The organism is Tsukamurella strandjordii (genome assembly GCF_039525985.1).
GTDB classification, from domain to species: Bacteria; Actinomycetota; Actinomycetes; order Mycobacteriales; family Mycobacteriaceae; genus Tsukamurella; species Tsukamurella strandjordii.
This window is the reverse complement of the sequence record NZ_BAAAII010000013.1, coordinates 122293-143910: the sequence shown is the minus strand read 5'-3', so window position 1 is coordinate 143910 and position 21618 is coordinate 122293. Positions and strand designations below refer to the sequence as shown.

Below are 21618 nucleotides of genomic sequence, written 5' to 3'. Positions count from 1 at the left end.
CCGCGCTGGCCGCCCCCGGTGGCACCGCCGGCCGCACCGAGCGCCACCAGTCGCGGGCCGCCTCGTCGGCGCCGCGCTCCGCGCGCCGTCCCGTCCGGGACGCCGTCGATCCGGTGCCGCCGCGCGCGACGCCGCGACGCGAAGAGCCCGCGGCACCGTCCACCCAACGCAACCGTGTGGTGCGGCCCGACTCCGTGCTGCCCCCGCGTCCCCCGGTCGCCCGCCCCGACGCCGAGGACCGCCGCACCGATTCCGGGCGTCAGCCCCGGCCGCGGCCGCTCACCGACGGTCCGCTGGTCGCCCGCAGGGATCCGCTGCGCGAGCGTGATGTGCGGGAGCCGCGGGAAGCGCCGCGCCGCGTGCAGCGGGATGCGCCCCGCCCGCCCCGGTTCCGTGACGCCGATCGCGATGCGGTCGCCGCCCGCGAGCCGCAGTCGGGCCCCCGGCGCGCCATCCCCCGGCCGGAATCGCGCGACTACCGCCGTGAGGCCCGCGATCTCGATCGGGCCCGCGATGTCGAACCCCCGTCGAAGCCGCGCGCCGAGCGCGAACGCCCCCGGCTCCCGCGCGACGACTACGCGTCGCTGCCCCGGGTGTCCGGTGGCCGCGCCGCCCAGCCCGATCTGCCGAGCCTGTCGCGGGACGCCGATCGTCCGGGTCGCCGCGGTCAGGACGCGCCGTCGCTGCCGGGGAAGTACGAGCACTACCGCGCGCCGCGGTACCGGCCGGTGCAGGACGAGAAGCCGGTGGAGACGGACTACCGGGCCGATTTCGAGGACGACGGCTCGTCGGGTTCGGTGCCGCGGCAGATCCGCCGGCACCGCTACAAGGACTGACGACCGAGCCTACGACGGGCGTTAACGGCCCTCGTAGCGCGCGAGCCGCGCGTGCAACTCCCGGAGGGACTCCTCGACCCGATCGAGGAAGGCGTCGACCTGGTCCTCGTTGTAGCCGCGTTTTCCGATCGGCGGCTTGCTGAAGGCGACCCCGCGGACCTCGTCCGGCGTCAGAGGATTCATACGATCAACTATATTGCATGTCCGCGATCGCGGATAACGATCAGGCCTTGGCGCGCGGACGCAGCTCGCGCGGCAGCGCGAAGACCAGCGTCTCGTTGGCGGTGGTCACCGTCTCGACCTGGCCGAAGCCCTCGTCTGCGAGGTACTCGACCACGCCCTTGACCAGGATCTCCGGCACCGAGGCGCCCGAGGTGATGCCCACCGTCTGCACGCCGTCCAGCCACGCCGGATCGATCTCCCGGGCGAAGTCGATCAGGTGCGCGGCGCGGGCGCCGGCCTGCAGCGCGACCTCGACCAGCCGCACCGAGTTCGACGAGTTCCGCGAGCCCACCACGATCACCAGATCGCACTCGGGAGCCATGGCCTTAACCGCCACCTGACGGTTCTGGGTGGCGTAGCAGATGTCGTCGCTGGGCGGATCCTGCAGCTTGGGGAACTTCTCGCGGAGGCGGCGCACCGTCTCCATCGTCTCGTCCACCGAGAGCGTGGTCTGCGAGAGCCAGACGATCTTGTCCTCGTCGCGGACGGTGACGTTGTCGACCGCGTCCGGACCGTCCACGAGCTGCACGTGCTGCGGCGCCTCACCCGCGGTGCCCTCGACCTCCTCGTGCCCCTCGTGACCGATGAGCAGGATGTCGAAATCATCGCGCGCGAACCGCTTGGCCTCCTGGTGCACCTTGGTGACCAGCGGGCACGTGGCATCGATGGTGCGCAGGCTGCGCTGCGCGGCGCCCTCGTGGACCGCCGGCGAGACGCCGTGCGCCGAGAACACCAGGAGCGAGCCCTCAGGCACCTCGTCGGTCTCGTCGACGAAGATCACGCCCTTGTCCTGCAGCGTCTCCACGACGTGCCGGTTGTGCACGATCTCCTTGCGCACGTACACCGGGGCGCCGTGCTTCTCGAGGGCCTTCTCGACCGTCTCGACCGCTCGATCGACGCCGGCACAGTAGCCGCGCGGCTCGGCCAACAGGACGCGCTTGCCAGAAGTCATGTCTCCAGGCTACGGCACCTGGCGGTGTGATGAGACCCCCGATGAGGCACCCTGTAGGGCATGAGTCGTTTACCGTTCGTGCTCCGCGTGGCGGTCGGGGCCGTGGCGCTGGCCGCCGAGAAGGGCCAGGAGATCGCATCGGGCGCCGTGAGCGCGCCGATCACGCTGGGCAGCATGTCGGCGCAGGCGTTCATCCGCATGCAGCAGGACCTGGCCGAGCTCGCCGTGCGCGGCGATCACACCCTGGAGACGATCTTCCCTCCCAAGGAGGAGGAGCAGCCGCAATGGGCCACCTTCGACGACGACGAGGACGTCGACGTCGATCTCCCGTCCCCGCCCGCCGTGCCCTTCGGCACGGTGCGCCCCGGTGCGGAGAAGGCCGAGAAGAAGGCCGAGGAGGCGCCCGCGACGAGTGCCCCGGAGCCGGAGCAGCCGGAGGCGGCACCGTCGGGCGCCGGACGGTACGCGCTCTACAGCTCCCCCGCACCGTCGGCGGCCGCACCCGGTCCGGACACCGCCGACCTGGACCTGCCCGATGCGGTGCGCCGGCTCGACTACCCCGAGCTCACCCTCGCGCAGCTGCGCGGCCGGCTCGCGAGCCTGTCGAGCGACGATCTGGCGGCGCTGCTGGCCTTCGAGCGTGAGCACAAGGCGCGGGCCCCGTTCCTCACGATGCTCGAGAACCGCCTGAATCGGTGACGACTCCCCCGGCCCAACCGAACACGGCACAGCCCGGCGCGGCGAGCGGCGGCGCATCGACCGCGGAGCAGCCCTGGCCCGTGCGCGTGGTCTCGATGAAGGTCGCGCAGTGGATCGACCGCCTCGGCGAGGTGTGGGTCGAGGGCCAGATCACGCAGCTCAACCGGCGCGGTGGCGGCACCGCGTTCCTGGTGCTGCGCGATCCGTCGGCGAACGTCTCGCTGCAGGTCACCTGTCTTCCGGCGGTGCTCGATCGGTCCGAGGTGCCGCTCACCGAGGGCACCCAGGTGATTGTGCGCGGCAAGTTCAGCTACTGGACCGGACGCGGCAGCCTGTCGCTGCGGATCACCGAGATCCGCGCCGTGGGCGTGGGTGAGCTGCTGGCCCGGATCGAGCGGTTGCGGCAGCTGTTGCACGCGGAGGGCCTGTTCGATCCGCGGCTCAAGCGGCCGCTTCCCTTCCTGCCGCGCACCGTCGGGCTGGTGACGGCGCGGGCCAGTGCCGCCGAACGGGATGTGCGGTCGATCGCCGAGGGCCGCTGGCCCGATGTGCGGATCCGCGCCGAGTACTCCACCGTGCAGGGGCCCACGGCGGTGCCCCAGCTGCTGACCGCGCTGCGCACGCTGGACGCCGATCCCGAGGTGGACGTGATCATCCTGGCCCGCGGCGGCGGCAGCGTGGAGGATCTGCTCCCCTTCTCCGACGAGGCCCTGTGCCGCGCCGTGCACGCCGCACGCACGCCGATCGTCTCCGCGATCGGGCACGAGCCCGACAATCCGCTGTGCGATTTCGCCGCCGACGTGCGGGCCGCCACCCCCACCGACGCCGCCAAGCGGGTGGTCCCGGACGTGCTGGCCGAGCGGGACCGGGTCGCCGAGCTGCGCGATCGTGCCGCGGCCGCCCTGCGCGGTTGGGTCGGTCGCGAGGTACGCGCCCTGGAGGCGATCCGCTCCCGGCCCGCGTTCGCGCACCCGCACCGCCTGGTCGACGACCGCGCCGACGAGGTGGACCGGCTGCGCCGGGACGTGCGCCGGGACGTGCGCCGGCTGCTGGACCGCGAGGCCGACGGTGTGCGGCACCTGGCGGCCCGGCTCACGGCGCTGGGCCCGGCGGCGACGATGGCGCGCGGCTACGCGATCGTGCAGAAGGTGACGCCCGACGGGGAGAACCCGGTGGTGCGTGGCATCGACGAGATCGCGCCCGGCACCCAGCTGCGGGTCCGGCTGCCCGACGGTGCCGCGAAGGCGGCCGTGATGGGCGTGGAGAGACTGGCGACGAACACCGAGGAGACCGACGAGTGAGCGACGATGTGACGCCCGTGGCCGAGCTGGGCTACGAGCAGGCCCGCGATGAGCTGTCCGAGGTGGTGCGGATGCTCGAACAGGGCGGACTCGACCTGGACGAGTCGCTGAACCTGTGGGAGCGCGGCGAGGCCCTGGCCAAGCGCTGTGAGGAGCATCTCGCGGGCGCCCGCGAGCGCATCGAGAAGGCGCTCGGCGAGGCGGACTGACTAGCGCGGGCCGGGCAGGGGCGACGGTGCCGCGGTGCGCGGCAGCGGCGCCTGATCCTGGACCAGGCTCGCGAGATCGGTGAACCGCGGCACGGTGGCGCCGCCGTAGAGCACGAGGACGGTGCCGTCGAGGTCGAGCGACCATGCGTTGCGGCCCTTGTCGTTGGGGCCGTACACCTGCCAGGTGCGTCCCCCGACGGGCATGCTGCCGCTGGGCTTGGTCTTGCTGCCGTACACCGATTCCACCACCGCGTCGGCCGGTGCGTTGGACTGCGAGAGCTGCAGCGAGTTCTTCTCCGGTGTCACGTAATTCACGGTGAACACGGTGCCGCCGGCGATCTGCTGATCGCGGGTGGCGGTGGCCTTCCAGCTCTCCGGTACCCCATTGGCGACGCCCTCGCCCGCCGGCATCCGCACGGGGAATCCGAGGTTCGCGGCCGACAGTTCGTAGACCGGCTTGGGGTCGATCGCCGCGACCGTCTCGTCCTTCGGATCGGCACCGAAACCGAACAGGAAGTTCTGCGAGGCGAACACGGCGAGCAGGCACAGCGCGATCAAGGGCACCATGGTGAGCACCAGGTCGCGACGGCTCTGCAGGATACGGGGTTTCTGTGCCACGGTCTCCAGTATCCCGAAGGCCCGGATCGGCCGTCGAGGCGGCATCGATCAGGGCATGGAAGAATCAGCCCCGAGCCGGGGCGCGTGGGCGCGTCACCGTCAACCTGACGAAGGGATCCGCATGTCCGATACGCACGCCGACGGCACCACCTCGACCCCCATCGCGCCGGATCGAAATCTCGCGATGGAGCTGGTGCGAGTGACCGAGGCGGGCGCGCTGGCCGCGGGACGCTGGGTGGGTCGCGGCCAGAAGGAGTCGGGCGACGGCGCGGCCGTGGACGCGATGCGGCAGCTGGTCTCGACGGTGTCGATGAGCGGCGTCGTGGTGATCGGCGAGGGCGAGAAGGACGAAGCCCCGATGCTCTACAACGGCGAAGAGGTGGGCAACGGCTTCGGCCCGTCGACCGATGTCGCCGTGGACCCGGTGGACGGCACCACCCTAATGGCCAAGGGCATGCCCGGGTCGATCGCGGTGCTCGCGGTGGCCGAGCGCGGCGCGATGTACGACCCGTCGGCCGTCTTCTACATGAACAAGATCGCCGTGGGCCCCGAGGCCGCCGGCGTGATCGACATCCAGGCCCCGATCGCCGACAACATCGCGAAGGTGGCCAAGGCCAAGGGCATCAAGGTCTCCGATGTCACCCTGACGGTGCTCGACCGCCCCCGGCACGAGCAGCTGATCGCCGACATCCGGGCCACCGGCGCCATCGTGCGGCTCATCTCCGACGGTGACGTGGCCGGCGCGATCGCCGCGGCCCGCCCGGAGGCGAAGACCGACATCCTGGTGGGCATCGGCGGCACGCCCGAGGGCATCATCGCCGCGGCCGCGCTGCGCTGTATGGGCGGCGAGTTCCAGGGCACCCTGGCGCCCAGCTCCGATGAGGAGAAGCAGCGCCTGGCGGATCTGGGCATCGACCCGACCGAGGTGCTCACCACCACCGATCTGGTGCGCGGCGACCACGTCTACTTCGCCGCGACCGGCGTGACCGACGGCGATCTGCTCCGCGGCGTGAAGTACCGCGCCGACGGCGCCACCACGCAGTCGATCGTGATGCGCAGCAAGTCGGGCACCGTCCGGATCGTGGACGCCACGCACCGCCTGGGCAAGCTCAAGACCTACGCGCCCATGTTCGGCGAGAGCTGACCGCTCCGCGAGAAGTAGCACACATCCAGTAACCCCGGCCGTGGCGCCGGGGTTACTGTCTTAGGTATGGCTAAGAATGATGGTTCGCCGCAGGGCGAGTACCGGATCGAACACGACACCATGGGTGAGGTGCGGGTCCCCGCGGCCGCCCTGTGGCGCGCGCAGACGCAGCGCGCGGTGGAGAACTTCCCGATCAGTTTCCGGCCGCTCGAGCGCGCGCAGATCCGCGCCATGGGGCTGCTGAAGGCGGCGTGTGCGCAGGTCAACAAGGACCTCGGACTGCTGGACCCGGAGAAGGCCGAGGCCATCATCGCGGCCGCGCAGGAGATCGCCGACGGCGAGCACGACGATCAGTTCCCGATCGACGTCTTCCAGACCGGCTCGGGCACCAGCTCCAACATGAACGCCAACGAGGTGATCGCCTCGATCGCGGCGGCGAAGGGGGTGCAGGTGCACCCGAACGACGATGTGAACATGTCGCAGAGCAGCAACGACACCTTCCCCACCGCCACCCACGTGGCGGCGACGGAGGCCGCGGTCACCTCGCTCGTCCCGGCGCTGGAGCACCTGCACGCCGCGCTCGCCGCGAAGGCGGAGCAGTGGCGCACCGTGGTGAAATCGGGCCGCACCCATCTGATGGACGCGGTGCCGGTCACGCTGGGCCAGGAGTTCGGCGGCTACGCGCGGCAGGTCGAGGCCGGGATCGAGCGGGTGCGCGCCACACTCCCCCGGGTCGGTGAGGTGCCGATCGGCGGCACGGCGGTGGGCACCGGCCTCAACGCTCCGGACTACTTCGGCAGCAAGGTGGTCGCCGAGTTGGTGAAGCTGACCGGGGTCGAGGAGATCACCCTGGCCAAGGACAATTTCGAGGCGCAGGCGGCGCGCGACGGCCTGGTGGAGCTGTCGGGGGCGCTGCGCACGGTGGCGATCTCGCTGACCAAGATCGCCAACGATGTGCGCTGGATGGGTTCCGGCCCGCTCACCGGCCTCGGCGAGATCGCGCTGCCCGATTTGCAGCCCGGTAGCTCGATCATGCCCGGCAAGGTGAATCCCGTTCTGCCCGAGGCGGTGACGCAGGTCGCCGCGCAGGTGATCGGCAACGACGCGGCGGTGGCGTGGGGCGGCGGTAACGGCGCCTTCGAGCTCAACGTGTACATCCCGATGATGGCGCGCAATGTGCTGGAGTCGGTGAAGCTGCTGACCAATGTCTCGGTCCTGTTCGCGGACAAGTGCATCGCCGGCCTGCAGGCGCACGAGGAGCGGCTGCGCACCCTGGCCGAATCGTCGCCGTCGATCGTGACGCCGCTGAACTCGGCCATCGGCTACGAGGAGGCGGCCGCCGTCGCGAAGCAGGCGCTCAAGGAGGGCAAGACGATTCGCCAGACGGTGATCGACCGCGGCTTGATCGGCGACAAGCTCTCCATCGAGGAGCTCGACAGCCGGCTGGACGTGCTGAAGATGGCGAACGTCGACCGCAAGCGCTGACGCCGGTCAGGTGAGCGATGCCGCGCCGATCGCCCCGTACGGGGTGCCGGCCGGAGTGCATCTGCCGTCGGTGGCGAGAGCCGAGACGGTCAGCGAGGCGGCTCCGGCGAGGGGGATCGCCAGTGCCGCGGGCTGATCGTCACGGTCCAGTGTCTGTGCGAATCGCGATTGACCGTCGACCAGGATCTCGATCCGCACCTGCAGCTCCTCCGGGGTGTGCGGTTGCAGGCCGAGAGTGCCGGTGAGGGTGCTGAATTCGCCTGCGAGGCGGTAGATCGCGGTGGACGCGGTGCCCTCGCAGCCCACCCATATGCCGGTCGCACCGGGGTAGGTGGCGCCGCCCAGGACGGCGGTGAGGGCGCGCCCCGTGTCGCCGCCGGCGTTCGCGGACGAGAGCCGCGCGTACAGCGGCGTCCCGGTGGGCGTCGCGCGCTCTGCGGACGCAGGTGCGGCCACGGCGCTCGATCCGTGCTCCGTCCGGTGCGCGCCGTCGCTCGCCGAGGACTGCGAACCGCACCCGGCGACGGCGAGCGCCAGGGCGCACGCGATCGGCATGAGCGGCCTTCCTCTTTTCACGCCGAACAGCCTAGTGCGCGCGCCGACGGTGCGCGGCGCCTCGACCCGCGCCGCCGAAGTACGCCGATAGGTCGTAGGTCGCCCGATCCGCCCCGACCCGCTAGGTTGGATCGCAAACAATCGATCGAAGGGTGACCGTGAACGCGCATACTCGTAAGACCATCGCCAAGATCCTCTCCAACCCGGCGCCGCGCCAGCTCAAGTGGAAGGACTTCGTCCACGTCTGGGACGACGTCGCGGACAGCGTGGAGTACGAGAAGGGCGATCGTCTGGTGGTCCACATCAACAACGAGCGCGTGTTGTTCCACCGTCCTCACAACGACGTCGTGTCCATCGACGACATCGAGCGCGCCCGGCCGCTGCTGCGTGCCACCCAGGAGACCTCCGATGCGGGAACGCTGCTGGTGGTGGCGATCGACACCAAGCGGGCGCGGCTGATCGACTACGACCTCGACTCCGCGCGCACCTCCAAGGAGGAGAAGGACCTGCGCAACAGCGACCCGCGGGCCCGCCGGATGCGCGCCGTGGAGCGCAAGACCGGCAACGACGACGAGCAGGTGCTGGTCACCTACTTCGACAAGATCGCCGCGACCCTCGCCGAGGATGAGCAGTCCTTCGTGGTGCTCGGCCACGGCGGCGGCAAGTCGGACATCGGCGCCGAGTTCATCGAGCGGCTGCGCAGCCACCACCCCCAGGTGGCCGAGCACCTCGCCGGCTCCGGCTACATCGATCTCAGTGCCGCCACCGACACCGATATCGAGAAGAAGGCCATCGAGGTCCTGCACGGCGAGTAGTCGCCGCACCGTCGAGCGCCGGGCCGGGAGAGCATCCACGGCCCGGCGCTCGTTTCGGCTCCGCGGGTAGGTTCGAGTCCATGAGCACTCCGCGATGGTTCACCGACACGAAGGACGGGCACAGCGAGTGGTACATCGAGCGGTTCCGCTCGATGGCCCGCGAGGGCGCGGACCTGTCCGGTGAGGGCCGGTTCGTGGACGCGATGGTCGGTCGCGGCTCGCGCATCCTGGACGCCGGCTGCGGGCCCGGCAGGGTCGGCGGTTACCTGCACTCGGTGGGCCACGACGTGGTCGGCGTCGATGTGGACCCGAAGCTCATCGCGGCCGCGCAGGCCGACCACCCGGGCCCGCACTGGATCGTCGAGGATCTGTCGGCGCTCGATCTGCCCGCGCAAGGTGAGGCCGAGCCCTTCGACGCCATCGTGTGCGCAGGCAACGTGCTCGTCTTCGTGGCGGAGGGAACGGAAACCGCTGTGCTGCGGAACTTCCGGAAGCACCTGAAGCCCGAGGGCTTCGCCGTGATCGGCTTCCACACCGACCGCGGACTGAGCCCGCAGCAGCTGGACCGCTACGCCGCCGACGCCGGCCTGCGCACGGATCTGCGCCTGGCCACCTGGGACATCAAGCCCTGGCACGACGGCGCGGACTTCGCCGTCACCATCCTCCGCCCGGCCTGAGCCTGGGACTACCGTTCCTTCGAGCGGACCCGGATGCCGCTGAGCGGGATCGACACCTCACCCGAGGGATCGGTGAAGAAGTCGTTGCCCTTGTCGTCGACCACGATGAAGGCCGGGAAGTTCTCGACCTCGATCTTCCACACCGCTTCCATGCCGAGCTCGGGGTACTCGATGATCTCCTGGCTCTTGATGCAGTCGAGCGCCAGCCGGGCGGCGGGGCCGCCGATGGAGCCGAGGTAGAACCCGCCGTGGCTATCGCACGCCTGGGTGACCTGCTTCGAGCGGTTCCCCTTGGCCAGCATCACCATCGAGCCGCCGGCGGCCTGGAACTGATCGACGTAGCTGTCCATCCGGCCCGCGGTGGTGGGGCCGAAGGAGCCGGACGCCATGCCCTCGGGCGTCTTCGCCGGGCCGGCGTAGTACACCGGGTGGTCCTTGAGGTACTGCGGCATCTCCTCGCCCGCGTCGAGCCGCTCCTTGATCTTGGCGTGCGCGATATCGCGCGCCACGACCAGCGGGCCGGTCAGCGAGAGCCTGGTCTTCACCGGGTACTTCGACAGCTCGGCGAGGATCTCGGGCATCGGCCGGTTCAGGTCGATCTCCACGACCGCGCCGCCTTCGATGTCCTCCGCGACACCGGCGTCCGGCATGTACTGCGCCGGATCGGTCTCCAGCTGCTCCAGGAAGACGCCGTCGGCGGTGATCTTGCCGAGGGCCTGACGGTCCGCCGAGCAGGACACCGCGATCGCCACGGGCAGCGAGGCGCCGTGCCGCGGCAGCCGCACCACGCGCACATCGTGGCAGAAGTACTTGCCGCCGAACTGCGCACCGATACCGAAGGACTGGGTGAGCTCGAAGACCTTCTCCTCCAGCTCCTTGTCCCGGAAGCCGTGCGCCGCCATCGAACCGGTCTCGGGCAGCTCGTCCAGGTAGTGCGCCGAGGCGTACTTCGCCGTCTTCAAAGCGAACTCGGCCGACGTGCCGCCGATCACGATCGCCAGGTGGTACGGCGGGCAGGCCGCGGTGCCCAGCGAGCGGATCTTCTCGTCGAGGAACGTGAGGATGCGGTCCGGGTTGAGGATCGCCTTCGTCTCCTGGAACAGGAAGGACTTGTTGGCCGAGCCGCCGCCCTTGGCCATGAACAGGAACTTGTACTCCGGTCCCTTCGGGCCCTGCTCGGTGGCGTAGATCTCCACCTGGGCCGGCAGGTTGGTGCCGGTGTTCTTCTCCTCGTACATGGTGATCGGCGCGTTCTGCGAGTACCGCAGGTTGAGCTTGGTGTACGCGTCGTAGACGCCGCGGGAGATCCACTCGCCGTCCTCGACCCCGGTGAGCACGCCCTCGGACTTCTTGCCCATCACGATGGCGGTGCCGGTGTCCTGGCACATCGGCAGCACGCCGCCGGCGGAGATGTTGACGTTCTTGAGCAGGTCGAGCGCCACGAAGCGGTCGTTGCCCGAGGCCTCGGGATCGTCGATGATCTTGCGCAGCTGCTGCAGGTGGGCGGGCCGCAGGTAGTGGCTGATGTCGTGCATCGCCTCCGCGGTCAGCTGCTGCAGTGCCTCGGGTGCCACCTTGAGGAACTTCTGCCCGTCGACCTCGAAGGTCGAGACGCCCTCGGTCGTGATGAGCCGGTACGGCGTCGAATCGGGACCGATGGGGAGCAGATCGGAATAGATGAATTCGGGGCTGGACGAAGTCACCCTCCGAGGGTATTCCTCGAGATATCGACGGCGCGGCTTAGGCTGCCCTACCTGCGGCGACCACGCCCGACGGTGCGCTAGACGAATCCGAAGACGGGCGGGAAGACCAGGGCGACGATCGCCGCCCACGCGGCGTAGGCCGGGAGCGTGCCGGTCTGCCAGCGCTCGATCTCCGCGAACTCCCTGCGGCCCCGCACGAACCCGGCGCCCAGCACTGCGGCCCCGGCGAGGATCACCAGCAGCACGAGGTTCAGGCCCAGTGCCGCGGCCTTGTTCGGCGACGAGCCGAATTCGGCGGTGCGGGTGATCATCGCGACCAGCACCACCAGGTCCACGGCGATCGCGGCGACCACGAGCGCCACCTGCAGCCGGTCGAAGACATCGGGCCGGCGCCGAGGATCGCGGGCCGAGACGGCGTACAGCAGTAGGCCGACGACCAGCACCAGTACCGCGGTCATCAGAACCAGGAGATCGCGATCGGCGCCCACCAGGCCGGGGCGCGAGGCGAAGGCGCCCAGCACCACGATCAGCATCACGAGCGTGATCGGGGTGAAGATCCGGGTCAACACGGGGGCGATGTTCTCGATCACCTCCTGCTTCGCCTCCACCAGCCAGGCCGCAACCAGGACGGCGCCGCCGACGCACACCGGCAGGAGCCACTCGGTGATCACGGATTCGGCGTTCAGGCCCACGGCGCCCAGCGCGTTGATCGTGAGGGCGGTGATCGCACCGCCGCCCAGGGCGATCAGCAGGAAGTAGATGACGAATTCGCCGGTGAACCGCACGAAGTCCATGCGCCGGGGCGCGGATCGCCACGCGCCACCCGTGTAGGCCACCCCCACCCCGAACCAGAGCACCACCGGGGTGGCCAGCACGGTGAGGACCTCGGTGGACCCGCCCGACCGGAAGGGGTACACCGCGATCAGCGCCGCGACCACCGCGAAGGCGCCGATCACCGCTGCGGCCGCCCGGACGTCCATCGCGCGCTTGAACGCGAAGTAGGCAACCAGGAACGGCGCGACGGCGAAGGCCGCGAACTTGGGCGCCGCATCGCCCAGCAGCCACAGCACCGCGAGCAGGGACAGTCCGGCTCCGGCGCCGAGCGCGAGGACCACCGGTAGTTCGGCGGGGCGGCCGGAATCCTCGTCGGCGCTGCCCAGCACGAGTTGCTTCCACAGCCGGTCGGAGTGTTCGCGGGCGAACTCATGCGCCACGGCATCGGCGGCCCCCATCCGCTTGACCGCCACGAGGAAGGACTCCTCACCGTCGAGCCCGCGCGCCTCGAGGTCCGAGATCTGATCCCGCAGATGCGATTCGAGCTCGTCCACCTCGTCGGAGCGCAGACGGCGCCGACCCTCGAGGTAGCCGCGCCACTGCCGGATCTGGGCGTCCACCGGGCCCGTCATGCCGGCCCCGGGAGCGCACCGTCGGACCAGATGCCGTCCAGGGCCGCGCTGACCACCCGCCACTGGTCCCGACGGTCCGCGAGCGCCTCGCTCCCGGCGGGCGTGATCGCGTAGTGCTTGCGCTTGCGGCCGGTGTCGGCGATCTCCCAGCGGGATTCCACGTGGCCGAGCCGTTCGAGCCGGTGCAGCAGCGGGTAGAGCATGCCGTCGGACCATTCCAGTCGGCCGCCGGACAGCTCGCGGACGCGGGTGAGGATCGCGTACCCGTAGCTGTCGCCGCGGCTGAGGATGCTGAGCACCAGCGGGGTCGCCGATGCGGCGACCAGATCCTTGTCGATGTGCACGCGACCTCCATACCTAGAACCACTAGGTACAGGTATACCTTGTGGTTCTAGGTACGGCAACGGTCAGGCGCCGGGGGCGAACTCCTCCAGCATCTCGGTGACCAGCGCCGCGATCGGCGAACGCTCGGAGCGGGTGAGCGTGACGTGCGCGAACAGCGGGTGCCCCTTGAGCTTCTCGATCACCGCGGCCACACCGTCGTGCCGGCCGACGCGCAGGTTGTCGCGCTGCGCCACATCGTGGGTCAGCACCACCCGCGAGCCCGCGCCCAGCCGCGAGAGCACCGTGAGCAGCACGTTGCGCTCCAGCGACTGCGCCTCGTCGACGATCACGAAGGAGTCGTGCAGCGACCGGCCGCGAATGTGCGTGAGCGGCAGTACTTCCAGCATCCCGCGCGACATCACCTCGTCCATCACCTCGGGCGAGGCGAGCCCATCGAGGGTGTCGAAGACGGCCTGCGCCCACGGCCCCATCTTCTCGTTCTCGGTGCCCGGGAGATAGCCCAGGTCCTGGCCGCCCACGGCGTACAGCGGCCGGAAGACCACCACCTTGCGCTGAGTCCGCTTCTCCAGCACCGCTTCCAGGCCCGCACACAGGGCGAGCGCCGACTTACCGGTGCCCGCCTTGCCGCCGAGGGAGACGATGCCCACGGACTCGTCGAGCAACAGATCCAGGGCCACACGCTGTTCGGCGCTGCGGCCGTGCAGGCCGAAGGCCTCGCGATCGCCGCGCACCAGCTGCAGCTGCTTGTCCGCGGTCACCCGGCCGAGTGCACTGGAGGTGCCGCCCAGCAGCCGGACTCCGGTGTTGCAGGGCAGTTCCCGCGCGGCGTCGTGATCGATCACACCGTTCGCGAACAGGGCGTCGATGTCCTGCGACGCCACCTCGAGTTCCTCCATACCGGTCCACCCGGAGGTCACCACGTCCTGAGCGCGGTACTCGTCGGCGGTCAGGCCCACGGCGCCGGCCTTGACGCGCAGCGGGATGTCCTTCGACACCAGCGTCACGTTCTTGCCCTCGGCGCGCAGGTTCAGGGCGCAGGCCAGGATGCGGGCGTCGTTGGTCCCGGTCCGGAAACCCACCGGCAACACGGACGGGTCGATGTGATTGAGCTCCACCTGCACGGTGCCGCCGCCCGGGGTGGGGATCGGCTGGTCGAGGCGGCCGTGCTCGAGCCTCATATCGTCGAGCATGCGCAGCGATTCGCGGGCGAACCAGCCGAGCTCGGCGTGGTGGCGCTTGCCCTCGAGTTCGCTGATCACCACGAGCGGGAGCACCACATCGTGCTCGGCGAATCGGGTGATGGCCCAGGGATCGGACAGCAGGACGGAGGTGTCGAGAACGTAGGTCCGAGTGGTGGTCACGGTGACGCTCCTAGCCTGCGCGGCGCCCACGCAAGCGTGTAGCTGCGGCCGGCCGGTTCCAAACATCGTCGCTGCGTAGGTCTGCTACGCCGCGAGGACGAGGACCGGGGCCGGCCCTCTCGTGAGAACTGGTGAACCAGTCACGGTTGGAACCTCCCGGGACGAAATGCTTCCCCGCAATCCGTCACCGCCAAACTAACGCCGAACGCGCCACGCGGCTCGGAGGCTGCGCGGCGCGTTCGTGAACAGTTCGTTACGGCGGTACTACAGGGCCAGACCCCAGCGCGCGAGCAGCACGTTGATCAGCTCACGGTCGCGCTCGGCGGTCGCGATCTCGGCGTCCACCACGATGCGGCGCGACTCGTCCAGGCCCTCGGCGGTCTCGGCGCCGATGGCCGAGACGACGCGCGCCTGGCCCAGCAGGGCGTCCTTGGCGTGGCCCTCGTTGACGTCCAGGGCCACGGTGAACAGCTCGACCCAGTACTGCAGCTGCACCCGATCGTCGGCGGCGATCTTGCGCAGCGTGGTCACGAGCCCGGCCGGCGTGCCCTCGGCCTTCTCGGCGAAGTCGGCGAGCCGGTCGAAGTAGTCGGCGGACAGCGCCTCGTGCGTCATCACCATGGCGATCTGCTCGGCCACGTGGAGTTCGTCACGGGTGCCCTCGTACTGCCGGTAGCCGCGGGTCACGGCCTCCAGGCGCCAGGCCTCCAGCTGCTCGACGTCGAACGTGCGGCTGACCACCACGTGATCGCGCAGCGCGATGGCGTGGCGGTTCTCCTCGGCGGTCCAGTGGCCGACGAACTTGCCCCAGTCGGAATCGATGAGGTGGTGCTGCGCCAGCAGCCGGTGGAACGACGGCAGGTGATCCTTCGTCAGCAGACCCAGGACCAGGCCGTGAGCCACGACCGGGTGCACCTTCACGTCCGCCGGAGCGAAGTCCTCGCCGCCGAGGAAGGCGTAGTTGCGACCGTCGTCCCACGGAACGTAATCGTGGGGCTGCCATGCGTCACCCGCCTCGACGTAGGCGGCACGGATGTCCGGCAGCGCCTTGTCGATGGCGAGAGTCAGGTCGTCCTCGGAGGTGGTGGAAGTCACCCGGACACTGTAGAGCAGCCGCTACCCGGCCTTCAAATCCCAGGTAGGGCCCTACGGGTACCCGAAACCCGGGTTCAGCGCGAGAGCAGGCCCCAGTCCTCCAGGCCCTCGTACAGCGGCATCTCGAGCGCGAGCGCCGAGACGCGGGCGCGCAGCGCGGACAGATCGGCCGACTTGCCCAGGGCGAGTGCCGTACCGATGATGTCGGCCACCTCGGTGAACTCCATGGCACCGAAGCCGCGGCTCGCCAGCGCGGCGGTGCCGATCCGCAGGCCGGAGGTGACCATCGGCGGGCGCGGGTCGAAGGGCACGGCGTTGCGGTTCACCGTGATGCCCACCTCGTGCAGCAGATCCTCGGCCTGCTGGCCGTCGAGGTCGCTGTTGCGGAGGTCCACGAGCACCAGGTGCACATCGGTGCCGCCGGTGAGCACGGTGATGCCGGCATCGGCCACGTCCTGGGCGCCGAGGCGCTCGGCCAGGATCTTGGCGCCCTCGAGAGTGCGCTCCTGCTTCTCGCGGAACTCCTCGGTGGCGGCCACCTTGAGGGCGACGGCCTTGGCGGCGATCACGTGCATGAGCGGGCCGCCCTGCTGACCGGGGAAGACAGCGGAGTTGAGCTTCTTGGCCCACTCCTGCTTCGCCAGGATGATGCCGGAGCGGGGACCGCCGAGGGTCTTGTGCACAGTGCTCGACACGACGTCGGCGTGCGGGACGGGGCTGGGGTGCAGGCCCGCGGCGACGAGGCCGGCGAAGTGCGCCATGTCCACCCACAGGTGGGCGCCCACCTCGTCGGCGATGGAGCGGAAGGCGGCGAAGTCGAGCTGCCGCGGGTACGCGGACCAGCCGGCGACGATCACCTTGGGCCTGGAGTCGAGGGCGATCTTGCGCACCTCGTCCATGTCCACCCGGTGGTCCTCCTTGGAGACGCCGTAGAAGACGTTCTCGTAGAGCTTGCCGGAGAAGTTCAGGCGCATGCCGTGGGTGAGGTGTCCGCCGTGCGCGAGGTCCAGGCCCATGAGGGTTTCGCCCGGCTCCATGAGCGCCTGCAGCACGGCCGCGTTGGCCTGGGCGCCGGAGTGCGGCTGGACGTTGGCGAACTCGGCGCCGAACAGCTCCTTGGCGCGGTTGCGGGCGAGGTCCTCCACCACGTCGACGTACTCGCAGCCGCCGTAGTAGCGGCGGCCGGGGTAGCCCTCGGCGTACTTGTTGGTGAGCACGGAGCCCTGGGCCTGGAGCACGGCACGCGGCACGAAATTCTCCGAGGCGATCATTTCCAGCGTGTCCCGCTGGCGCGCGAGCTCGCCGTTCATGGCGGCGGCGACCTCGGGGTCGAGTTCGGCGAGGGACGCGGAGTTCACGCTGGAATCGCTCATGAGCTCATCCTAAGCGGCCCATGACGCCCGTCACCCGGCGGCCGGTGCTACGGCGGCGAGCTCGCGACGCAGGGCCGACGGGGTGAGCGGCTCGTCGAGCAGGCGCCCGAAGCGGTCCAGCCGGGCCGGACCCGGTTCGGCGAGGTCGAGCCAGGAGCCGAGCAGCGCGTAGCCCTCGACGTAGGTGCTGATGTAGGCGCGCCACAGCGGGGAGCTGAGGAAGCGCAGCGACTGCCGCGCCGAGGTCTCCGTGGCCAGGCCCCAGCGCCGCAGGTAGGCGATCACCTCGTCGTCGGTGCCGCCGCGGTCGTGCAGCAGCAGGGCGGCGTCCTGTCGCACGTGCAGCAGCCCGGCGGAGGCCACCGAGATCGCCTCGGCGAGCTCACCGTCGAAGGCGAGCCCGAGGTCGGCGTAGATCTCCTGCGCCCAGCGGCCCCAGCCCGGGCCGATCGCGGCGCCGAGCGCGTGGTCGGCCAGGCCCTCGGCCATGAGGCACTGCGGGGTGTTGACGAGGAAGATCGTCTGCTCGGGCTGGTTCTGGCCGTGCACGAGCAGGTCTTCCTTACGGCAGTGCTCGGTGTGGTGGCCGGGGTAGGCCTCGTGCGCGATGAGGTGCGGCAAGGACGACAGGTACTGCGGCAGATCGCCGTTCACGGCCACCCGCGAGGCGTAATCGCCCAGGTAGTAGTTGAATCCGGACCAGGGCTTGTCGTGTTCGATCTCGAAGGACACGGTCTCCGCCTCGGGCAGCGGGTACCGCGCGCGCACCACATCGCGCAGGGCACCCGCGAGCGCGTCGACCACCTCGGGCACCCGGTCCTTCGGGACGAGGAACCGGGCACGCTGCTCGGCCATCCGCTCGGACAGCGACCCCGGGCCGGGCAGCAGTTCGTCGAGGCGGGCGTGGGCGGCCTCGTAGTCGGCGGTGTCGTGCGGGGCGATGTCCACGTCGAAGTAGGCCCGTACCTCCTCGACGAAGCCGATCGGCGCACCGTCGAACTTGCGGGCCGAGCAGGCCAGCGCGGCCACGTGACCGCGCAGGAATTCGCGGCGCTGCTCGCCCAGCGCGGTATCGGCCTCGATGTCGCGCAGCAGATCGCGGGCCGCGGCGGCGAGTTCGGCGGGGGTCGGCGGCGCCTCCTGCGCCACCGACCGGCGGTGCTTCGGATCGCCGAAGTAGGCGTCCACGAAGCCCTCCTCGATCCGGTCGAAACGGAGGCCGAGGCGCAGGTAGCGGTCGGTGACGGTGAGCTCGCGCATGCCCGCAGGATACTGCCGTGCGGACGGGGCCGAGCGCGCGTGCCAGACTGAGAACATGTCAGCCCCGGCGCGCCACGGAGTCGTCTCGTGAGCGAAGCCAGCCCCTACATCGAGTTGGACCGCGCGCAGTGGCGCGAGCTCCGGCAGTCGACGCCGCTGTCGCTGACCGAAGAGGACCTGTCGCACCTGCGGGGCCTGGGTGAGCAGATCGACCTCGCGGAGGTGGCCGAGGTCTACCTCCCCGTCTCCCGTCTGATCCATCTGCAGGTGGCGGCGCGACAGCGGCTGTACGCGGCCACGGCCACCTTCCTCGGGGAGCAGCGGCACGAGGGCCAGGTGCCCTTCGTGATCGGTGTCGCGGGCTCGGTGGCGGTGGGCAAATCGACCACGGCCCGTGTGCTGCAGGCACTGCTGGCGCGGTGGGATTCGCACCCGCGGGTGGATCTGGTGACCACGGACGGCTTCCTCTACCCCACCGCCGAACTGGAACGGCGCGGCATCATGCACCGCAAGGGATTTCCCGAGTCCTACGATCGCCGTGCACTGCTGCGGTTCGTGACCGCGGTGAAGTCGGGCGCGGAGGACGTCACGGCGCCGGTGTACTCGCATCAGCTCTACGACATCGTGCCGAACGAGTTCATCCACGTGCGGCGCCCCGACATCCTGATCGTCGAGGGGCTCAACGTGCTGCAGACCGGGCCGCGGCTGATGGTCTCGGACCTGTTCGACTTCTCGGTGTACGTGGACGCGCGGATCGAGGACATCGAGCGGTGGTACGTCGATCGCTTCCTGTCGATGCGCACCACGTCGTTCGCGGATCCGCAGTCGCACTTCCACCACTACGCCGACCTGTCCGATGCCGAGGCGCGCGACCGCGCCGAGGGCATCTGGGCGGGCATCAACCGGCCGAACCTGGTGCAGAACATCCTGCCGACCCGGCCGCGGGCCACCCTGGTGCTGCGCAAGGACTCCGACCACTCGATCAATCGCGTGCGCCTGCGCAAGCTCTGATCCCCCGCCTACGATCAGCTGTCATGACCCGTCCCGGCGCATCCCTGCCCGAACTGCTGCTCCGCGCCGGTACGCACTCCGATGTCAGCGATGCCGACGCCGGGGTCTACCGCGCCGCACTCCGGGCGCTCGCCACGGCCGGTACGCGCAAGGTGACGGTGGATGCGATCGCCGCCGAATCGGGGATGAGCCGGATGACCCTGTTCCGCCGGTTCGGTTCCAAGGACGACATCCTGGCCGCGGCGCTCGCCTGGTCGTTGGGCCGCCTGTTCGTCCAGACCGCCGAGGTGGTGGCCACCACTCCCGATGTGGCGCAACGGATCGAGGAGGTGTTCGTGCTGTGCTGCCGGTTCGGGCGCACCCTGTTCCCCGATTCCTCCCCCGAGGAGCGGGCGGCGCTGTTCGCCGACGAGCGGCTCGATCTGGTGGGCCACGGCATCCGCTTCGTGACCGCGATCATGGTGCAGGAGCAGGAGTCCGGCGCGGTTTCCGAGGGCGGCACCGAGATCCGCGCCGACGCACTGGTGCGGATCACCACCGCCTGCTTCGCGATCGAGCCCGCACCGTTCGACCTGGGCGACGAGGAGGCCGCACGCGCCTACGCGCGCACGGCCCTCGTCCCCCTGGCGCGGTGAGCCCCGAGCGTCAGCCGAAGGGGCAACCGGCGGAGGGCGACTTCGCGCGCTGCTCCGGGGTGCGCTCGCGCTGGAACGCGGTGAAGTCCGGCAGGTCCCGCTGCTTCATGGCACGCAGGGCACGCGCCTTCCCGCGGGCGTAGTACGCCAGCGGCGTGTAGCCCACCCGCTCGGGAATCACCTTGTACGCCTGGCGGATCGCCGCGGTCACCGCTCGGTAGAGATACTCCTCGCGGCGTGTCCACCCCACGCCGAGGATCTCACGGACCTCGGGCCGCAGTACCCCGACGGTGAGCAGGTAGACCGCGCGGTTGACCGAGACGCCGATCGGCTTGAGCACCGGCTCGATCGCACGGAGGAACGGGCCCGCCTCCGGCGGCAGCGGCGGGTTGCCGTGGGCGAAGTCGTCGAGGAACTGCAGCGCGCCGGGGTGCGCGACCAGCTTCGTGAGCATGTCCTCGTAGTAGCGGTCGAAGGCGTCCGGCTCCCAAGGGACGGCACCGTCCGGCACCTGGACGATCGCGGCGATCTTGCGGGAGTCGTCGAAGATCTCCAGGACATCGGCATCGGTGAGCGGGCGGCCGAGGCTGCGCGGCAGGGAATCGATGCCCGTGACCGTTCCCGTGGCGATCACCCAGCCGTAGGCCTCCGGATTGAGCGCGCTGATGTGCTTGCCCTCGGCGTTGCGCATCTGCAGCGGCTGATGCTGCGCGCGGAGCCGGTAACCCTCCTCGACGGCGGCGTCCTCGCCGAAGTACCAGCGCTGCACCGAATCCATCGACCGGATCGCGCGACCCACCGGGTCGGTGTACGCGACGCTGAACTCCCCCACGATGTCGCCGATCACGGGATGCATCAGCTGCATCACGAACGCCGCGCCGTTGATCGGCAGGAACGCCCACTGGCCGGCGACGGTGCCGCTCATCCCCAGCGGGTCGATGAACTGCGATCGCGGCCCGTAGCGCTCCGGCGCACGAACGGTCTCGGTCCGGCTCTCGGGTTCCGCCAGCTGGGTCATGCCGCCTCCTCGGTGTTACGACTGATATATGAATCGTAACAGCGCGTGGCGCGCATCACCATGGCGATTGATAGAAATTTCTCGAATCCACTCACATGGGCGGGTTCAGAGCCAGGTCAGGCACCGAATCGACGGTGCCGCGCCGCGTAATCGCGCAGCGCGCGCAGGAAGTCCACCCGCCGGAACTCGGGCCAGTAGGCCTCGGTGAACCAGATCTCGCTGTACGCGCTCTGCCACAACAGAAATCCGGACAGTCGCTGCTCCCCCGACGTGCGGATCACCAGATCGGGATCGGGCTGGCCGGAGGTGTACAGGTGCTGATCGATGCCCTCGACGGTGACGGCGTCCGCCAGCTCCTCCGCGGTGGCGCCGGCCGCGAGCTTCTCGTCGAGCAGCGAGTGCACCGCATCCACGATCTCCTTGCGCCCGCCGTAGCCCACGGCCACGTTGACGTGCGTGCCGGTGCGCCCCACGGTGCCCTGCGCCGCCTCGGTGAGCCGGCGCGCCGCATCGGGCGGCAGCAGCTCCATGGCGCCCACGATCTTCACCGACCAGTTCTTGTCGGGCCCGGAGATCTCCTCCACGACATCGGTGATGATCTCCAGCAGGGCCGCGAGCTCCTCGGGGTCGCGCTGCAGGTTCTCGGTCGAGAGCAGGTAGATGGTGGCCAACTCGACGCCGGCCTCGTCGCACCAGCCCAGCATCTCGGCGATCTTCTTCGCGCCCATGCGGTAGCCGTGGCTCACATCGTCGAATCCGGCCGCCCGCGCCCACCGCCGGTTGCCGTCGCAGAGCACGGCCACGTGCCGCGGGCGCTGCGCACCGTCGCGGTAGGCGGACGTGAGATCGCTGATCAGGCGCCGCTCGTACAGCGCGTATGCGGGGGCCACGAGCTTGC

21 protein-coding genes and 2 pseudogenes are annotated in these 21618 nt (G+C 70.1%); 10 read left to right on the top strand and 13 right to left on the bottom strand.

Annotation, left to right across the window (positions count from 1 at the left end; genetic code table 11):
- Nucleotides 1-836, top strand: a pseudogene (locus ABD108_RS20835) (hypothetical protein); the annotation flags it as partial.
- A gap of 54 nt (nucleotides 837-890) precedes the next feature.
- Here ABD108_RS20835 and ABD108_RS20830 read toward each other — a convergent pair.
- Nucleotides 891-1019: pseudogene (locus tag ABD108_RS20830) on the bottom strand (DivIVA domain-containing protein); the annotation flags it as partial.
- A 40-nt stretch (nucleotides 1020-1059) separates the two neighbouring features.
- Nucleotides 1060-2010, bottom strand: coding sequence for a 4-hydroxy-3-methylbut-2-enyl diphosphate reductase (locus ABD108_RS20825; RefSeq protein ID WP_220658207.1), 951 nt, complete (start codon nucleotides 2008-2010; stop codon nucleotides 1060-1062).
- A 60-nt stretch (nucleotides 2011-2070) separates the two neighbouring features.
- On the opposite strand from ABD108_RS20825, the gene ABD108_RS20820 reads away from it, so the two are divergent.
- The 3 genes from ABD108_RS20820 to ABD108_RS20810 are packed head-to-tail and all read left to right on the top strand — an operon-like array spanning nucleotide 2071 to nucleotide 4219.
- Entirely contained in the window at nucleotides 2071-2709 is a 639-nt protein-coding gene (locus tag ABD108_RS20820) for a lipid droplet-associated protein (protein WP_305112804.1), read from the top strand.
- Entirely contained in the window at nucleotides 2706-4010 is a 1305-nt protein-coding gene (xseA, locus tag ABD108_RS20815; RefSeq protein ID WP_343931284.1) for an exodeoxyribonuclease VII large subunit, read from the top strand. The genes ABD108_RS20820 and xseA overlap by 4 nt, the downstream gene beginning before the upstream one ends.
- Nucleotides 4007-4219 (top strand): exodeoxyribonuclease VII small subunit, encoded by a 213-nt coding sequence (locus ABD108_RS20810; protein WP_220658204.1) that lies wholly within the window; start codon nucleotides 4007-4009, stop codon nucleotides 4217-4219. The genes xseA and ABD108_RS20810 overlap by 4 nt, the downstream gene beginning before the upstream one ends.
- On the opposite strand, the gene ABD108_RS20805 is transcribed toward ABD108_RS20810, so the two are convergent.
- Entirely contained in the window at nucleotides 4220-4837 is a 618-nt protein-coding gene (locus tag ABD108_RS20805) for a DUF4245 domain-containing protein (protein ID WP_305112808.1), read from the bottom strand.
- 121 nt (nucleotides 4838-4958) lie between these two features.
- Between ABD108_RS20805 and glpX the strand changes: the two genes are divergently transcribed.
- Both glpX and ABD108_RS20795 read left to right on the top strand, forming a co-directional pair.
- Nucleotides 4959-5981, top strand: a complete 1023-nt coding sequence (gene glpX, locus ABD108_RS20800) for a class II fructose-bisphosphatase (protein WP_220658202.1) — start codon at nucleotides 4959-4961, stop codon at nucleotides 5979-5981.
- A gap of 66 nt (nucleotides 5982-6047) precedes the next feature.
- Nucleotides 6048-7466 carry a class II fumarate hydratase gene (locus tag ABD108_RS20795; protein ID WP_305112810.1) on the top strand — a complete coding sequence of 473 codons (1419 nt, stop codon included), beginning with the start codon at nucleotides 6048-6050 and terminating at the stop codon, nucleotides 7464-7466.
- Nucleotides 7467-7472: 6 nt separating this feature from the next.
- Here ABD108_RS20795 and ABD108_RS20790 read toward each other — a convergent pair whose 3' ends face one another.
- On the bottom strand, nucleotides 7473-8021 hold the full coding sequence (locus tag ABD108_RS20790) for an NPCBM/NEW2 domain-containing protein (protein WP_343931283.1): 549 nt from the start codon (nucleotides 8019-8021) through the stop codon (nucleotides 7473-7475).
- 158 nt (nucleotides 8022-8179) lie between these two features.
- On the opposite strand from ABD108_RS20790, the gene ABD108_RS20785 reads away from it, so the two are divergent.
- Together ABD108_RS20785 and ABD108_RS20780 are read left to right on the top strand one after the other, a co-directional pair.
- Entirely contained in the window at nucleotides 8180-8836 is a 657-nt protein-coding gene (locus ABD108_RS20785) for a hypothetical protein (protein WP_220658199.1), read from the top strand.
- A gap of 80 nt (nucleotides 8837-8916) precedes the next feature.
- Entirely contained in the window at nucleotides 8917-9513 is a 597-nt protein-coding gene (locus ABD108_RS20780; RefSeq protein WP_220658198.1) for a class I SAM-dependent methyltransferase, read from the top strand.
- Between the two features lie 8 nt (nucleotides 9514-9521).
- Here the strand turns inward: ABD108_RS20780 and ABD108_RS20775 are convergent, their stop codons facing one another.
- The 7 genes from ABD108_RS20775 to ABD108_RS20745 form a co-directional block, all read right to left on the bottom strand.
- Nucleotides 9522-11216 carry a fumarate hydratase gene (locus ABD108_RS20775; protein WP_305112816.1) on the bottom strand — a complete coding sequence of 565 codons (1695 nt, stop codon included), beginning with the start codon at nucleotides 11214-11216 and terminating at the stop codon, nucleotides 9522-9524.
- Nucleotides 11217-11293: 77 nt separating this feature from the next.
- Nucleotides 11294-12622, bottom strand: a complete 1329-nt coding sequence (locus ABD108_RS20770) for a permease prefix domain 1-containing protein (protein WP_343931282.1) — start codon at nucleotides 12620-12622, stop codon at nucleotides 11294-11296.
- Nucleotides 12619-12966, bottom strand: coding sequence for a PadR family transcriptional regulator (locus tag ABD108_RS20765; RefSeq protein WP_220658195.1), 348 nt, complete (start codon nucleotides 12964-12966; stop codon nucleotides 12619-12621). Before ABD108_RS20765 ends, ABD108_RS20770 begins: the two co-directional genes overlap by 4 nt.
- A 63-nt stretch (nucleotides 12967-13029) precedes the next feature.
- Nucleotides 13030-14394, bottom strand: coding sequence for an RNA 5'-3' helicase PhoH2 (phoH2, locus tag ABD108_RS20760; protein WP_255585684.1), 1365 nt, complete (start codon nucleotides 14392-14394; stop codon nucleotides 13030-13032).
- A gap of 198 nt (nucleotides 14395-14592) precedes the next feature.
- The gene (locus ABD108_RS20755) at nucleotides 14593-15423 is read right to left on the bottom strand and encodes an acyl-ACP desaturase (protein ID WP_220658193.1); all 831 of its coding nucleotides are present in this window, start codon (nucleotides 15421-15423) and stop codon (nucleotides 14593-14595) included.
- Between the two features lie 74 nt (nucleotides 15424-15497).
- The gene (gene glyA, locus ABD108_RS20750) at nucleotides 15498-16796 is read right to left on the bottom strand and encodes a serine hydroxymethyltransferase (protein WP_343931281.1); all 1299 of its coding nucleotides are present in this window, start codon (nucleotides 16794-16796) and stop codon (nucleotides 15498-15500) included.
- 30 nt (nucleotides 16797-16826) lie between these two features.
- Nucleotides 16827-18056, bottom strand: a complete 1230-nt coding sequence (locus ABD108_RS20745) for a DUF885 domain-containing protein (protein ID WP_343931280.1) — start codon at nucleotides 18054-18056, stop codon at nucleotides 16827-16829.
- 87 nt (nucleotides 18057-18143) lie between these two features.
- Between ABD108_RS20745 and coaA the strand changes: the two genes are divergently transcribed.
- Together coaA and ABD108_RS20735 are read left to right on the top strand one after the other, a co-directional pair.
- Complete coding sequence (coaA, locus tag ABD108_RS20740) at nucleotides 18144-19067, top strand: type I pantothenate kinase (RefSeq protein WP_220658190.1); 924 nt, start codon at nucleotides 18144-18146, stop codon at nucleotides 19065-19067.
- Between the two features lie 23 nt (nucleotides 19068-19090).
- Nucleotides 19091-19702 (top strand): TetR/AcrR family transcriptional regulator, encoded by a 612-nt coding sequence (locus ABD108_RS20735; RefSeq protein ID WP_343931279.1) that lies wholly within the window; start codon nucleotides 19091-19093, stop codon nucleotides 19700-19702.
- 10 nt (nucleotides 19703-19712) lie between these two features.
- On the opposite strand, the gene ABD108_RS20730 is transcribed toward ABD108_RS20735, so the two are convergent.
- On the bottom strand, nucleotides 19713-20720 hold the full coding sequence (locus ABD108_RS20730; RefSeq protein ID WP_220658188.1) for an oxygenase MpaB family protein: 1008 nt from the start codon (nucleotides 20718-20720) through the stop codon (nucleotides 19713-19715).
- Between the two features lie 116 nt (nucleotides 20721-20836).
- Nucleotides 20837-21610, bottom strand: coding sequence for an isoprenyl transferase (locus ABD108_RS20725; protein ID WP_220658593.1), 774 nt, complete (start codon nucleotides 21608-21610; stop codon nucleotides 20837-20839).
- Between the last annotated feature and the right edge of the window lie 8 nt (nucleotides 21611-21618).

Excerpts from the sequence above, each read along its gene's own strand:
- ABD108_RS20795 (WP_305112810.1), top strand. The coding sequence starts at position 6,048 with ATGGCTAAGAATGATGGTTCGCCGCAGGGCGAGTACCGGATCGAACAC.
- ABD108_RS20745 (WP_343931280.1), bottom strand. The coding sequence starts at position 18,056 with ATGCGCGAGCTCACCGTCACCGACCGCTACCTGCGCCTCGGCCTCCGT.
- ABD108_RS20770 (WP_343931282.1), bottom strand. The coding sequence starts at position 12,622 with ATGACGGGCCCGGTGGACGCCCAGATCCGGCAGTGGCGCGGCTACCTC.
- ABD108_RS20780 (WP_220658198.1), top strand. The coding sequence starts at position 8,917 with ATGAGCACTCCGCGATGGTTCACCGACACGAAGGACGGGCACAGCGAG.
- ABD108_RS20820 (WP_305112804.1), top strand. The coding sequence starts at position 2,071 with ATGAGTCGTTTACCGTTCGTGCTCCGCGTGGCGGTCGGGGCCGTGGCG.
- ABD108_RS20825 (WP_220658207.1), bottom strand. The coding sequence starts at position 2,010 with ATGACTTCTGGCAAGCGCGTCCTGTTGGCCGAGCCGCGCGGCTACTGT.
- ABD108_RS20735 (WP_343931279.1), top strand. The coding sequence starts at position 19,091 with ATGACCCGTCCCGGCGCATCCCTGCCCGAACTGCTGCTCCGCGCCGGT.
- phoH2 (WP_255585684.1), bottom strand. The coding sequence starts at position 14,394 with ATGTTTGGAACCGGCCGGCCGCAGCTACACGCTTGCGTGGGCGCCGCG.
- glyA (WP_343931281.1), bottom strand. The coding sequence starts at position 16,796 with ATGAGCGATTCCAGCGTGAACTCCGCGTCCCTCGCCGAACTCGACCCC.
- ABD108_RS20730 (WP_220658188.1), bottom strand. The coding sequence starts at position 20,720 with ATGACCCAGCTGGCGGAACCCGAGAGCCGGACCGAGACCGTTCGTGCG.
- glpX (WP_220658202.1), top strand. The coding sequence starts at position 4,959 with ATGTCCGATACGCACGCCGACGGCACCACCTCGACCCCCATCGCGCCG.
- ABD108_RS20790 (WP_343931283.1), bottom strand. The coding sequence starts at position 8,021 with ATGCCGATCGCGTGCGCCCTGGCGCTCGCCGTCGCCGGGTGCGGTTCG.